General features: G+C 35.3%; 16 protein-coding genes. 3 read left to right on the top strand and 13 right to left on the bottom strand.

Features of this window, described 5'->3' with window-relative positions:
- Window positions 1-56 precede the first annotated feature (56 nt).
- The 3 genes from EDC24_RS02205 to gpr form a co-directional block, all read right to left on the bottom strand.
- Entirely contained in the window at window positions 57-356 is a 300-nt protein-coding gene (locus EDC24_RS02205) for a hypothetical protein (RefSeq protein ID WP_124219356.1), read from the bottom strand.
- 25 nt (window positions 357-381) lie between these two features.
- Window positions 382-1,482: a stage II sporulation protein P gene (gene spoIIP / locus EDC24_RS02200; protein ID WP_124219354.1), complete on the bottom strand. Its 1,101-nt coding sequence runs from the start codon at window positions 1,480-1,482 to the stop codon at window positions 382-384.
- A 69-nt stretch (window positions 1,483-1,551) separates the two neighbouring features.
- Window positions 1,552-2,646 carry a GPR endopeptidase gene (gpr, locus tag EDC24_RS02195; protein ID WP_124219352.1) on the bottom strand — a complete coding sequence of 365 codons (1,095 nt, stop codon included), beginning with the start codon at window positions 2,644-2,646 and terminating at the stop codon, window positions 1,552-1,554.
- A gap of 202 nt (window positions 2,647-2,848) precedes the next feature.
- Between gpr and rpsT the strand changes: the two genes are divergently transcribed.
- The gene (gene rpsT, locus EDC24_RS02190; protein ID WP_124219350.1) at window positions 2,849-3,115 is read left to right on the top strand and encodes a 30S ribosomal protein S20; all 267 of its coding nucleotides are present in this window, start codon (window positions 2,849-2,851) and stop codon (window positions 3,113-3,115) included.
- Between the two features lie 52 nt (window positions 3,116-3,167).
- Here the strand turns inward: rpsT and holA are convergent, their stop codons facing one another.
- Window positions 3,168-4,253, bottom strand: a complete 1,086-nt coding sequence (gene holA, locus EDC24_RS02185; protein ID WP_170158440.1) for a DNA polymerase III subunit delta — start codon at window positions 4,251-4,253, stop codon at window positions 3,168-3,170.
- Window positions 4,254-4,499: 246 nt separating this feature from the next.
- Between holA and EDC24_RS02180 the strand changes: the two genes are divergently transcribed.
- On the top strand, window positions 4,500-4,634 hold the full coding sequence (locus EDC24_RS02180; protein ID WP_124219346.1) for a YqzM family protein: 135 nt from the start codon (window positions 4,500-4,502) through the stop codon (window positions 4,632-4,634).
- A 74-nt stretch (window positions 4,635-4,708) separates the two neighbouring features.
- Here EDC24_RS02180 and EDC24_RS02175 read toward each other — a convergent pair whose 3' ends face one another.
- Genes EDC24_RS02175 through EDC24_RS02165 form a run of 3 tightly spaced genes read right to left on the bottom strand, consistent with a single transcriptional unit; the run spans window position 4,709 to window position 8,115 of the window.
- Window positions 4,709-6,913, bottom strand: coding sequence for a DNA internalization-related competence protein ComEC/Rec2 (locus tag EDC24_RS02175; RefSeq protein ID WP_124219344.1), 2,205 nt, complete (start codon window positions 6,911-6,913; stop codon window positions 4,709-4,711).
- Window positions 6,914-7,483, bottom strand: a complete 570-nt coding sequence (locus tag EDC24_RS02170) for a ComE operon protein 2 (protein WP_124219342.1) — start codon at window positions 7,481-7,483, stop codon at window positions 6,914-6,916. It abuts the gene before it with no gap.
- Window positions 7,484-7,533: 50 nt separating this feature from the next.
- Entirely contained in the window at window positions 7,534-8,115 is a 582-nt protein-coding gene (locus tag EDC24_RS02165) for a helix-hairpin-helix domain-containing protein (RefSeq protein ID WP_124219340.1), read from the bottom strand.
- A gap of 68 nt (window positions 8,116-8,183) precedes the next feature.
- Here EDC24_RS02165 and comER point away from each other — a divergent pair, with 68 nt between their 5' ends.
- Entirely contained in the window at window positions 8,184-9,017 is an 834-nt protein-coding gene (gene comER, locus EDC24_RS02160) for a late competence protein ComER (protein WP_124219338.1), read from the top strand.
- An 80-nt stretch (window positions 9,018-9,097) separates the two neighbouring features.
- Here the strand turns inward: comER and EDC24_RS02155 are convergent, their stop codons facing one another.
- From EDC24_RS02155 to aroE, 6 genes are read right to left on the bottom strand one after another with little or no spacing between them, the layout of a single operon-like run.
- Entirely contained in the window at window positions 9,098-9,835 is a 738-nt protein-coding gene (locus EDC24_RS02155) for a class I SAM-dependent DNA methyltransferase (RefSeq protein ID WP_124219336.1), read from the bottom strand.
- A gap of 12 nt (window positions 9,836-9,847) precedes the next feature.
- On the bottom strand, window positions 9,848-10,192 hold the full coding sequence (gene rsfS / locus EDC24_RS02150) for a ribosome silencing factor (protein ID WP_124219334.1): 345 nt from the start codon (window positions 10,190-10,192) through the stop codon (window positions 9,848-9,850).
- A gap of 21 nt (window positions 10,193-10,213) precedes the next feature.
- A complete protein-coding gene (yqeK, locus tag EDC24_RS02145) occupies window positions 10,214-10,780 on the bottom strand; it encodes a bis(5'-nucleosyl)-tetraphosphatase (symmetrical) YqeK (RefSeq protein ID WP_124219333.1) in 567 nt (188 codons plus the stop codon).
- Window positions 10,770-11,333 carry a nicotinate-nucleotide adenylyltransferase gene (locus EDC24_RS02140; protein WP_124219331.1) on the bottom strand — a complete coding sequence of 188 codons (564 nt, stop codon included), beginning with the start codon at window positions 11,331-11,333 and terminating at the stop codon, window positions 10,770-10,772. The genes yqeK and EDC24_RS02140 overlap by 11 nt, the downstream gene beginning before the upstream one ends.
- An 11-nt stretch (window positions 11,334-11,344) precedes the next feature.
- Window positions 11,345-11,635, bottom strand: a complete 291-nt coding sequence (gene yhbY, locus EDC24_RS02135; protein WP_124219329.1) for a ribosome assembly RNA-binding protein YhbY — start codon at window positions 11,633-11,635, stop codon at window positions 11,345-11,347.
- A gap of 5 nt (window positions 11,636-11,640) precedes the next feature.
- A complete protein-coding gene (gene aroE / locus EDC24_RS02130; protein WP_245997941.1) occupies window positions 11,641-12,456 on the bottom strand; it encodes a shikimate dehydrogenase in 816 nt (271 codons plus the stop codon).
- Between the last annotated feature and the right edge of the window lies 1 nt (window position 12,457).

Below are 12,457 nucleotides of genomic sequence, written 5' to 3'. Positions count from 1 at the left end.
TAGCTCGATTATAGCAATTGAACTATGATTATTCAATCAAATATCCTATCTCACGATCACAAAAACATAGCACTGAACCGATAGAGAAACTGAAACAACATGGAGAAGAACGTTTTTACGACATTCTCAAATACGACTGCTACTTGATAAAAAGAGCTTTTCGTCTCCTCGGTTTCTTGATCCAAAACATCATCGTGTTTTTCCTGAAAGTTTTCCTCGTAACTTATACTGGACTGTTTTAAATCGTCCTCATTTTGAATAACCGCTGTGTTTACACTTTCATCTTGAACTGTAGCCGTCTGTAACCCTAAATAAAAAACAAAGAAGCAAACAACGATCCAAAATACAATTCTCATATTCATTCTCCTTTTAAGGTGAAGGTTATTCCCCTTCTTGTTCAAAATAATAATCACTAAACACATCAGATAAAGCTTCTAATGACAAATTAAGTTCCGAATAGTTGTTATAAACCCCACCAACTTCAACTAATATGGCATGGTCTGATAAGTCTTGGTTAAATGTAGAGCTCTCTTTCACTTCTACACCCCGACTTAAACCAGGATAATTCTCTTCTAGAAGCTGATGTAGTTCCGTTGCAAATGCTAAGTTCTCTTTGTAATGTTCATTTTGTCCGCCAACAATAAACCACAACCTTGCCATTGTTTGTCCATTAACTTCTGTTGTCGTTAAATTATGAGATTGTGCATCGCGGTGAATATCGATTAAATAATTGACCTGTTCATTGTCTCCCATAGCTTGATTAACAATATCCCTAGAAATATCGTAAGAAAGACTATATTGGTTCTCTGGTAACATACGCCAAATATCAGATTGATCAGCATATGCCTTTATGCCCTCTTGTTCTAGAAGCTCTTGTAGTTTTCCACTTAATTTCATAACGTTTTCTTCTTCATGAAATGATTCATTAAAACCAGTGCCAGCAGGCAAATGTGGAAGGAAAGACTCACGATTGTGCGTCGTATAAATAAATACTGATTCATCCGCCACATCGATTTCTGGTTCCTCAACTGGCTCTTCATCTTCTTGTTCTTCAAACAAATAATCTGGAGGTGCTGTTTCAATCGCGGTTGTAAACATGTCCGTACCTTCTCCAGCTATTACGATAGTACTGTCCGTATTAGGAAAACGTGGTAACTCATGACCAAACAACAATCGAATGTCTTGATATGGTAGACTCGTTAAGATTGGTAATGCGACACTACCAAGCGTAAGTTCCTCATCTGTTTGATTATTCAGCCCGTCCATAACCGGTTGATCAATCGTCATAAAAAAAGAATAAGAAGCACCGTCGATCTGCTTGACCCAATCTTCAAGAACATTCGTCGATGCTTCACTAAAAGGCTTTATGGAAAATAGGGGGATGAACAAGATTAAAGATATAAATAAAATTTGAAATAATAGAAAAGGATGCTGCTTGACTTTTCGTATTTGCTTCCAGTTAATGTTCGGTAATTTCTTCATCGACCTTTTCAACCTTTCTACTAAAGTTCTATTAAAACTCTATTCAAAAGGTTAAAAAGGTAGAACCATTTATTTTAAATAATGTTCCGCATTTTCAGGTGTGACCGATTCATGTAAAGCTTGGTTAATACCAGAGGCGACAATTTTACTCATATATTCAACTAATTCATCAACTTCTTTTGGTGTAACAATGAGGTTATGTCCAGTTGGTCTTAGAACCTCTCTAATCAATTGCCGTTTTTCATCTTCTTTTAAGGCACCAACGATACCTAAATATGTCTGTCTCGCTTCTTCATCAGGCAAATCCTCATCCGTTAAGTTTCTGCGCTCACCAAAATCCATCCCTGCAGGTTTTAACGCATTTCCGGGTTTATCTTTTTCCTCCATTTCACGTCCAAAATGTTTTAATATATAATCGATCGTGTCATTCGTAATCGTGACTGCATCTACGACTGTCGGAATTCCAATCGAAAAGACCGGGATGTTCAACGTATCTTTACTTACTTCCTTTCGATCATTCCCGACACCTGAACCTGGGTTAATCCCTGTATCTGAAAGCTGAATCGTCGTATTCACACGGTCTATCGAACGAGCAGCGAGAGAATCAATCACAATCATAAAGTCAGGATTTGTCTTCCGAACGACACCAAAAATAACATCAGACGTTTCCATACCAGTGAGGCCCATGACACCTGGAGTGAACGCTGAAACTGATCTATCTTCTTCTGTCACTAATTCTGGGTGTAATTTAAAAAGGTGTGTTGTGACATATAGTTTGTTTACAGTAAATGGACCCAACGCATCTGGTGTTACGTAGCTATTTCCTAACCCTACAATTAAACATCTGGCATCTTGTTTAATGCCATGCTCATTCATTAAGCGTTTAATTTCTTGTGATAGAATCGCTGCTGATTGTCTACCAAATGGATTATCCATCTCTCTTAATTTCTGAGCCTCAACCGTAACGTAATTTCCCGGTTTCTTACCTACTCGGTCGGCTCCGTTTTCATCAATGACGACACGCGTCAATTTGAATTCATCTTCTTTATATTCATTAATCACAATTCCGTCTAATTCATGTTGTTTATCAGGGTTTTGCTCTACAAACATTTCACGAGCTTCAACCGCTAAATCAGTTCTTGGCATAAAATCTTTTCTATTCATTAGACCCCTCCTAAATCAAGACACATATTCATTATCAATAGTGTTTCCGTTGGCTTAGAAATTAAACAAAAGGAGATAGTAAATAACGCCAAGTAAAATAACTTAACAGCAAACTATTGAAAACTTTGGACCGCTTTGGTAAAATGACTTTTGTCCATATTTTGATAAGTATACGGGGACATTTCATCAGGAGGTGAAAAAAGTGGCTAATACACCACAAGCTACTAAACGAATTCGTGTTAATCATGACGCTCGTTTACGTAACCAATCAGTAAAATCTGACATGCGTTCAGCTATTAAAGATGTTGAATCAGCAGTTTTCGCAAAAGACGCTGAAGCAGCAAAAGAAGCTCTTACAGATGCTGTAAGTAAAATTGATAAAGCTGTTCAAAGAGGTGTCATTCATAAAAATAATGGTGACCGTAAGAAGAGCTCACTTATGACAAAAGTTAATCAATTAGCTAACTAAAGCCATTAAAAAATCCATTTCGCCTTCGAAATGGATTTTTTAATTTAAATTTTTAACTAGCTTGTTTGATCCGTTGAATCACGCGGTGTAAAAATAATTCTAATGCTAACCATTGTTCCTGCTTACCTGTCTTCATCTTTTCATCGGTCAATGCCGCTTCTTTAATCATATCTTTTAATGCTTGCTCTGAAAACCTTTTTTCCCGCTTCATTGCCATCTTAACCGCATAAGGATGAGATTGTAATTGCTTTGCCATCTGTTGCTGTTGAAACCCTTTACTTTTTAGCAGCTTTACTTGAAGAATTAACCTTAATTGAGAACTAATTAAAGCAAGTAATCCGATCGGCTCTTCATTTTGTTTTTTCAATTCTTTCATTAGCTTAATGGATTCACCAATCTTTTGTTCAACAATATAATCGACAATGTGAAATGTATTTGATTCTGCATGAATACTCACAATCTGCTTAGCTTCTTCTACAGTTATTGGTTGATCTTTAAAATATAGACTTAATTTTTCTAGCTCCTGCATAGTAGCCTCTATATGTTCACCAACACGTTCTGTCAGTAATTCAACAACATCATCATTTAGTTGAAGCCCTTTCTCTATTGACATGTTTTGAATGACTTGTCCCATTTCATAAGCTTTAGGTGAGCTGCAGTCAATGAATTCCGCAGATTGTTTTAATGTTTTTACGATTTTCTTCCGCTGATCTAATTTCTCGTAAGGAGCAATGATAATCAAAGTTGAAAAATCTACAGGTTGGTTAACATACTCTTCAAGTGACTCTAAATCATGTTCGATGTCCGTTTTTAACTTTTGTCCAGTCAAAAAGTAAGCTCTATGGACTTCGACTAATTTATGCTCACTAAAAAACGGGAAGGTCTCGGCATCATGAAGTGCTTCTTGTATAGGCATGGTTTCCATATCATATGTATTCCGGTCAAAGTCAGAATCTTTATGTTCAATCATGGATTCAATTTGCTTTTTTACTTCTTGTATAAAATAGGATTCTTCACCATATAATACATAAATAGGAACCATTGAATGGGATCGTTTTTTTAGAAACTCCTGTGCGTGCATCGATTTCAACACCTTTCTATGCATTTTAATCGTATTACGAACCCCTAAAAATGACAAGACCTAAAGTATAAAGAGGGGAACAGCAAGCCATTCCCCCCAATATCTATATAAACGCCAAAAATAAAATCCCGGGAAATTTTATTTTTAGCGGCGTTTGGTGTATAGTTATTTTGTGCTGAACTAAGTTATAATATTGCTGTTAACTCTTAACAGTTCAATCTTTACATTTTTTTGAACGGTATAAAAAATGTAGATTTTTTCGGAAAGATGAATTATACTTGAATTAGCGTAGGAGGGATAATCGTGAACGAATTTGAAAAAGATGTACAATCTAAAAACAATGATGTTGTCGATTCCATTAAAGGTTTCAGTTTTTCATTCATCTTCTTCTTCGTCATTTTCTTTATCGGTACCATCTTTACTGTGATCGGTGACTAATAAAGATTTAAGAGTGACAACGTTACAAAGAGACTGTATCCCGTTGATACAGTCTCTTTTTTACTTACTATAAGTTATGGCTTATATCGGAAAATTGTGTCTTGTCCCTTTCGATATTTTATCGTTATTGAACCCATTTTGTCCGTTCGGAATATGTCTATATTCCGATTTTTTAATTTTGTAATCACATCGGGGTGTGGATGTCCGTAAATGTTATTGGTACCCACAGATATTAACGCCTTCTTGGGTTGAGTTACTTCTAGCCACTCATCACTAGTGGATGTCTGACTACCATGATGGGCAATTTTTAATACATCTATGTCCTCTCCTAATCCTTCAGATAAGATTAATGATTCAACCTCTTCTGATATATCACCTGTAAATAAGACATTATAATCTTCGTAAGAAAATAAAAACACTAAAGACTGGTCATTCTCAGAATCGAATGAATCGTTGCTTCGTGGTGACCAAACCGAAAAAACTCCCCCGTTGTATTTGATTGTCATACCTTGATTGACCTCTTCATGGTTAATTCCTCGGAGTTTAATGGTTTCATCCATAGGATACGTAAAAAGTTGAGTCGGTTTAAATTGTTTTATAACTGATTCCATTGAGCCACTGTGATCAACATCTAAATGCGTTATCCATAAAGCGTCAATTTTAGATATACCTTTCGACCATAAAAATGGCTTAATTTTATACTGAAAGTTTTCCTGATTACTTTCGTGCATCATTTCTTCTCCAGAATCAATCATAAAAATACCTCTTCTAAAGGGAAGTTCAATTACAATACTTTCAGCTTGTCCTACATCTAATACAGTTATCGTTAGATTTGGATTCAATTGATAAATTATCAATTGTATAAAACATACACTCACTAACAAAATAGCTGAAATTGCAGCTTTCTTTAGCAAACCTCGATCCCAAAAATACATTAATATAAGAAATACAATAAAATAACTAACAATTACTAAAAGATGTGGCTCTCCAACAACCCATTGAAAAAGAGATGGCTTTCCTAAATACAGCATAAATTGAATCATCCATTCATGAATGACTTGAAATACATGCTGTAATAAATTAGATATAATATTCGGAAGCATTAAGCTGACAATAATGAAAATTAATAACGGTATGACGATTAATGTAAAGTAGGGTACAAATATTAAATTTAAAAATACAGAGAAAACATTTGTGTAGTAGAAATAATGTAATTGAAGGGGGAGGATTGCTAGTTGGCTAATCAAGCTTACTTTCATTGAAAGCCAGAACCAATTAGAGTTCATTAATAATCTTCGAGATAAGATTAAAGCTACGGTAACAATAAACGAAAATTGAAAAGATAGCTGATAAATTAAATAAGGATTAAATAATAAGATTATAATCATGATCATCAAGACAATATCAATAACGTCGGGCTTCTTGACTTTTAAAAAACTCCAGATAATAATCCCCATGGCCATTAATCCCGCTCTTACTATAGGAGGATTTGCACCTGCAAGAATAATATAAATTGGTAGGAGTATTAATAATAAAATTTTAGTTTGTTCGAGCGTTAAGTTAAATATTTTAAGGAACACAAAGTACGTAATGATCAGTAAAATACCTATATGTAATCCGGAAATGGCTAATAAATGTGATAATCCCCAAAATTGAAATGCCTCAATTATTTCCTCATCAATACCCGATTGATCCCCTAATAGTAAGGCTTGAATCCAAACATAAGATTCTGCTTCTAATTTCTCTTCTAAGAGTTGTTGTAAAGACAAACGCCAATCGGCAATGTAAGACATCCATGAACGATCATGACAGCTATGTATTTCTGTATCATAACCGATGTAAGAGATGTTCTGCTTGGCTAAAAAATCTCGATAACTAAATTCACCTTGATTCGTTGAATGGTTTGGCGCGTTTAATTGGCTTGTAACTAAACATGAGGCACCATGATAAAGGCCTTTATCAGAATGTCCGCTATAGAAAATAGCTCGAGTATCATTTTCTAATGAACCTACAAATTGAATGTTGTCTCCATATTCTGGATGTGACCGTACTTCAATCCACCCTTCATATTGATGTGAGTCTATTGGATCTTGTGGAATTTCTGGCGATAAGTAAAGAGAGAGAAGAAAGAATGTTAAGGAGAAGGCGAATAGCGGCCGGTTAAGGATTAGCATTTTGCGAAAGATGATACACATGATGCAAAATGCTAATAAACCGATCTTGAGAGGTAGATATCCAAGTAAAAAAGCAATAGCCAAAATATACGTTTTACCACTCATTTATTCAACGTCTGAAAATAGCTGATTAGCCTCTTGTTTTAAATTTTTTAACTCTTCTCCATCCATTCCGTTATCTTCAAGCTTTTGAAGTAAATTTGAGATAAAATACATTTTATCTTTCGTATTCGTATCAATATGTAAATAATCAAGCTCTACTTGTTCATACTCTACGCCCGCTTCTTCTAACAACTCAATTGCATACGGATGATTTTTATAGTCGTGTGCGTAAAAAATTTTCCTAATTCCACTTTGAATAATTGTCTTTGTGCAATTTAAACACGGGAAGTGAGTTACATACATCTCAGCACCTTCAGTCGGCACACCGAATTTTGCGCATTGTAAGATCGCATTAACTTCGGCATGAATCGTCCTGACACAGTGCCCGTCAATAACTTTACAACCTTCATCTGCACAATGGACACTTCCTGACACGCTCCCATTATACCCACCGGCTATGACACGTTTTTCTCGCACAATAGTGGCTCCAACAGCTAAACGTTCACAAGTGCTTCTTAATGCTAATAAATGACTTTGTGACATAAAATATTGATCCCAGGATATCCGTTCCATATCAAGTCCTCCTAAAAAAATATATATGAATTCATTATAAAGGATTGAGCTTAAGGTACAACAATAAATTCGACAATCTTCTCTAATGTTTTCTCTCCGATTCCACTAATGTTTAACAAGTCCTCAGATTGTTTAAAAGGGCCATGTTCTTCACGATATTGAATAATTGACAAAGCCTTCGTCTCACCAATACCCGGAATAGTTTCCAATTCCTCTTTTGTAGCAGAATTAATTCTAATTTTCCCTTCACTATTTGTAATGGGTGAAGAGGTATGCTCAGTTGTTTCTGAATTAATTGATGGCACAAATATCACCATCTCATCTTGAAGAATCATGGCTAGATTAACTTGATACTGATCAGCATCTTCAGTAAAACCTCCTGCAAGATCGATTACATCTTTGACACGTTTCCCTTCAGGCATTTCATAAACACCGGGTAGGTTAACCTCACCTTTTACATCCACAAAAATGGTTTGCAACTCTTCTTGATCGTGAATACTTTCTTCTTGATCTAGATTGTCATCACTAGTAGGAATCACCACTTCATAATCACTTTTTGGCCAGATGAGATAAATAATTAGTATGATAAATATCATTACAATCAACCAAAGCCATTTGTGAATAAAAGGCATGATTTACTCCTTCTTTCATATACATAATGGTGAGCTATGAGTTCTGTTATTGAAAAGGGGGTTTAGTCATGAAATGGGGAATAATCGGAACAGGTAATATGGGGACAGTTTTGCTTCATGCTCTGACCTCCAGCGGTGCCGTTTCAGAAAAAAATGTATACTTGTATAATCGAACGTTTATGAAAGCTTACAAACTTAAAGATCATTATCCGGATGTTCATGTTTTACAAATGCGGGATTCCATCGTGGACGAATGTGATATTATCTTTTTGTGTGCTAAACCGAAACAAATTGTTTCTATAGCACACGAAATCAAAGATCAGGTATCTCCTAATCAAATCATCATTTCCATCACCAGTTCTGTATCGGTCGAACTATTAGATGAAATACTTCCTTGCTCTGTTGTTAGAATGATTCCAAGTATAACAAACAGGGCATTAAAAGGTGTTTCATTACTAACATTTTCTGACACAATTGATGCAAATCAGAAATTACTCATTCAACAAACGTGTAAACATTTCTCAAAACCTATTGAGATTGAAGAGGAGCACGTCAGAATTGCATCAGATATCGTATCATGTGGTCCGGCTTTTTTGAGTTTCATTTTGGAAGATATGATCGATGCGGCTCATAAGAAAACTGGAATTCCAGTTGATCAAGCTACTTCATTAGTAGAAGAAATGATTATTGGGTATGGAAAGCTGTTTGAAGAAAGAATTTATGATTTTTCCTCATTGAAGGATAAAGTTATGGTTAAAGGTGGTATTACAGGGGAAGGCATGGTGGCGCTAGAAGATTCATATCATCAAGTATTTAGTCATGTATTCGATGCCACACATGAAAAGTTTTATAATGAAAAAGATCACATTGACCATCTCGTCAACCAAGAAGATCTTAAGTAAGCTAACCTTTATTATTAATTGTAATCAAAATTCGATAAATTGCAACAAAAAGCTGGTGCAATTATTTTTGCACCAGCTTTTTATTTTTCACAAACAAAAAATAATCTGTTAGCCTGCTCTTCATCTACTAATTGGTCTAATGTGAAATCTTGATAAACGTTAACGTGACGAAAACCAGCATTCTGTAATAAATCTTGATATGTTTTTACAGAATGTGTTTGTTGGACATGCTCTTCATCTAAACGTTTGTAAAGCCCATCGGACTGTTTAACAAAAAACGTTAAATCGTGACGAATGCCGCCCTCATGCTCTAAGGGTTCGCACATCCACACATAACTTATATCATCACGAATTTCTGAGAAGATTTCTTCATCTATCAACCAATTTACATATGACTGGCTATGAACATCGAATACGAATAATCCTCCAGGTCTCAGGTGTTGGTACGCATTTTTTAAAACAAGCTCTACATCATTTACATCCGTAATATAATTTAGAACATCACAATAGCTGATGAGGGTGTCAAACGTTTGTTCATACGAAAAATAACGGGCATCTCGGACATCGAACTGACAACTTTCCTCTTGATTATTTAATTTTTGTTCAGCTACCTCGATCATGTCTTTTGATTGATCAAATGCCGTAACCTGATAACCCTTCTCCGCTAGCTGTATCGCAATTTCTCCCGTACCACATCCAATTTCTAATATGGAACGGACTTCCTTACCTTCTATAACTTCTTCTGTAAACTTACACCATTCATCATACGGTGCATCCTGCATTAATTCATCATAAATATTGGCCATTTGTTTATACATAATTAATACCCTTTACACATCAAGTTGAACACGGTCCGCATCTCCCCATAGTTTCTCCAGATTGTAATAATCTCTTTCTTCTTTATGGAAGATGTGTACAACGACATGCTCTAAGTCAACTAAAACCCAACGAGCTTGATCTCGTCCTTCTATTTTTCTTACTGTGAACCCTTCTTCTTCCACAGCATCCTGAATACCTTTACTTATTGCATCTACTTGACGTTCATTTGAACCGTGACAAATTAAAAAGTAATCTGCTATGAGTGATACATCTCTCATATCTAATGCCACAATATTCTCTGCCCGCTTATCATCGCAAGCTTGTGCGGCTATTTGTAATAATTGTTGACTATCCATAAATGATTCCTCCAATGTCATCTATGACAATTGCTTTGTCAGATGGTTATATGCAAAAAACGTATCTGGGTAAACTGGCTGTTCCTTACTCATTAGAAAGTGTATTGAGTTTTCTAATGCATAATGACAAGCACGATCTAAACTATGTTTTGCAATTTCTCTCGCTTCGTATACAGCTGGAAAATCCCTGCCAGGTTCTATATAATCTGCTAAAAATACAATTTTTTCAGTCTTGGTCATATGGATTCGACCAGTTGTATGATAACGCACTGCATTTATAATATCATGATTCTGAATCATAAATAATGACTGAATCATCTTAGAGCCAACTGGTCCGTGCCAAAGTTCATGATGATAGTCTAATAAATCTTTCGGTAAATCATGATGATCTAAGATCCATTGTTTAAGCAATAATATCTCCATATCCTTTGCATAATCGTGTAAAGCTGCGGCAAGACCAACTTCGTATTCATTCCCTTGATATTTTTTCACTAGATCAAGAGCCGTTTCAGTCACTCGTTCTACGTGTGCGTACCTCTTAGGTGTTAAAACTTTTTCTGATTCGTTTAACGCATCTTCAATCTTCATAAAGACGATGCTCCTTTATATACTGCAACACTTTCTCGGTTAAACCATCTGGATGCTCACCTCGACGAATTTGCTCTCTAATAAGTGTTGATGATACTGGAATTTCATCCATTGATACCATTATGACATCACCATCTTCCACTTGTTCATATTCTTTTCGAGTGACACCCACAAACTGGATCAATTTTTTTAACTCATTAATTTTATACCATTTTGGTAAATAATCAACCATATCGCCACCAATAATAAAGTAAAATTCTATTTCTGGATATTTTTCTTTTAGATGGCTTACGGTATTAAATGTATAAGATTTACCTTTTAATTGATACTCAATGTCTAATAGTTGTAGTTTTGATTGGTCATTCAATAACAGGTTAAGCATATCCAGCCTTTCTTGAGGCGACGCAATCGCATTCCTTTTATGAGGTGGCTCATAAGTTGGAATATACCAAACCTCATCTAAAGAAAGCGATTGTTTTACGGTTTCGGCTAATTTTATATGTCCGATATGTGGCGGGTCAAATGTTCCCCCAAATAAACCGATTTTCTTCATATGGTCACCCTTTATGGTAACGTTAATGTCTTGTTGTCTTCAGATTCTTTATACAAGACAACAACATTACCAATCACTTGTACTAATTCTGCACCCGTTCCATCAGTTAATTGTTCTGCGACATCTTGTTTGCTTTCAAAATTATTTTGCAAAATGCTAACTTTAATTAACTCACGTTTTTCTAGAGCTTCGCTAATCTGTTGTAGCATATTATCATTAACACCTTCTTTACCGACTTGAAAAATCGGATTCAGATGATGTGCTTCTTTTCTAAGATAACGTTTTTGTTTGCCTGTAAGCAATCTTCTCAATCTCCTTCCTTAATAGGAACTAAATGGGTCACCTTGTAACCCGTCCATATTTCAAACGCTTTAGCTGCTTGATACCATAACATGGATTCACCAAAGAGAATTCTTGCCCCTCGGTTTTCAGCTTCTTTTAAAAAATTAGTGTATTTAGGCTTATAAATGATGTCACTTACTATTGTATTTTCCTTCAATTGGTTCAATTTTATAATTTTATGTGAAGTATTAGGCTCCATGCCAACAGAAGTTGTTTGAATGATTAAGTCATAATCATTCAGTTTAGCCTCTGCGTCTAATAACGATAAAGCATGGCTGTTCGTATAATCACATGTTAGATGTTCAGCTCGATTCACTGACCGGTTTGCTATATCAAGTTTATAAGGGCGCTCGTTTTGAAGTGTGTAATATATTCCTTTAGCAGCGCCACCCGCACCCAATATTAGAATAGATTGTTGGTTTAATGATTGATAAAAGTCTGGATAACCTTGTCTTAATGATTCAACATAACCGACTCCATCCGTATTATAACCAACTAATTTCGTACCTTCTATTTTGACAGTGTTAACTGATTTTAATGACTTCGTGGTTTGATCTAAATCGTCTATTAAAGGAATAATTTTTTCTTTATACGGGATCGTGACATTGAACCCAGTTAGTTGGTGGTCAATGAGTTGGTTTAATTGGCTTTCTAAATCAACTTCTTCGACTTCATATAGATTATATTGACCTTCTAATTGAAGGGAAGACAGAAAATGTTGATGTATTTGTGGAGACTTTGATTGATTGACAGGAAAACCAATTAATCCTAATGAATACAAC

This window comes from Aquisalibacillus elongatus (genome assembly GCF_003843875.1).
GTDB classification, from domain to species: Bacteria; Bacillota; Bacilli; order Bacillales; family Alkalibacillaceae; genus Aquisalibacillus; species Aquisalibacillus elongatus.
Note: the sequence above shows the minus strand (reverse complement) of the source record. Positions and strands in the feature narration are given on the sequence as shown.

Bases quoted from the DNA above. Each gene is read 5' to 3' on its own strand.
- EDC24_RS02165 (WP_124219340.1), bottom strand. From the start codon at position 8,115: ATGCCTTTTATTCACAAATGGCTTTGGTTGATTGTAATGATATTTATC.
- EDC24_RS02155 (WP_124219336.1), bottom strand. From the start codon at position 9,835: ATGTATAAACAAATGGCCAATATTTATGATGAATTAATGCAGGATGCA.
- comER (WP_124219338.1), top strand. From the start codon at position 8,184: ATGAAATGGGGAATAATCGGAACAGGTAATATGGGGACAGTTTTGCTT.
- EDC24_RS02175 (WP_124219344.1), bottom strand. From the start codon at position 6,913: ATGAGTGGTAAAACGTATATTTTGGCTATTGCTTTTTTACTTGGATAT.
- EDC24_RS02205 (WP_124219356.1), bottom strand. From the start codon at position 356: ATGAGAATTGTATTTTGGATCGTTGTTTGCTTCTTTGTTTTTTATTTA.
- spoIIP (WP_124219354.1), bottom strand. From the start codon at position 1,482: ATGAAGAAATTACCGAACATTAACTGGAAGCAAATACGAAAAGTCAAG.
- EDC24_RS02140 (WP_124219331.1), bottom strand. From the start codon at position 11,333: ATGAAGAAAATCGGTTTATTTGGGGGAACATTTGACCCGCCACATATC.
- rsfS (WP_124219334.1), bottom strand. From the start codon at position 10,192: ATGGATAGTCAACAATTATTACAAATAGCCGCACAAGCTTGCGATGAT.
- EDC24_RS02170 (WP_124219342.1), bottom strand. From the start codon at position 7,483: ATGGAACGGATATCCTGGGATCAATATTTTATGTCACAAAGTCATTTA.
- gpr (WP_124219352.1), bottom strand. From the start codon at position 2,646: ATGAATAGAAAAGATTTTATGCCAAGAACTGATTTAGCGGTTGAAGCT.
- yqeK (WP_124219333.1), bottom strand. From the start codon at position 10,780: ATGAAGATTGAAGATGCGTTAAACGAATCAGAAAAAGTTTTAACACCT.